The 693-nt window shown below is 31.0% G+C and carries 1 pseudogene; it reads right to left on the bottom strand.

Annotated elements, in window-relative coordinates:
• Positions 1-693, bottom strand: a pseudogene (locus CCAL9328_RS11105) (hypothetical protein); the annotation flags it as partial.

Genomic DNA, 693 nt, shown 5'->3' with positions numbered 1-693 from the left:
TTTTATCATTATAGCCACGCTTTCAGGTGTGAAATTTTTAGATACTAGTTGCGTATTATTGTCCTTTATTTCCCAATTTTGCGATTTATTTATGATTATTTTTTGCTCTTTATTGTAATACAATCTTGATAAATCAACTTCTTTGCTTATATCGTTGTAGGCTTCATCGAACAATTTAGCTTTAAAATCCGTTTTTAAAGTGCTTATGGTTTCTTCATTGTTGTTTTTGGCTTCTAAATATTTCACTTTGGCTTCAAGTTCTTGCAATATATTGCTTTGATCTTGATAGCTTTTATACATATCTTCAAAAATTGCTTCGTTATTGACTTTATCACTCCAAAAGCTCTTTTTTGTGTGTTTTTCAGTTAATTCTTGCACCCACTTTTCAAAGTCGTTTTTAGTATTAAATCGTAATAGTTTTTTTTCTCTATTTATCTCTTGAAAATATTCTTTGGTATATCCTTGATCTTTACTATCTTTTCGCAGTTGCTCAAGCTCTTTTTTTAACTCAGCTTTGCTTAGCTTTTCTTGTTCTAGCTCAGCTTTTAACTCTTTTTGGGTTTTTCTCTCTTGTTCTTTGATTTGCGCATATTTGCGTGGCTCTACTCTTTCACGCTTTGAAATTCGTTTATCTTGTCCCCTTTCCATACCTAAAATTTCTGCAACTTCAGTCTGGATTGTCGCAAAATTTTT

Source organism: Campylobacter sp. RM9328 (genome assembly GCF_012978615.1).
Note: the sequence above shows the minus strand (reverse complement) of the source record. Positions and strands in the feature narration are given on the sequence as shown.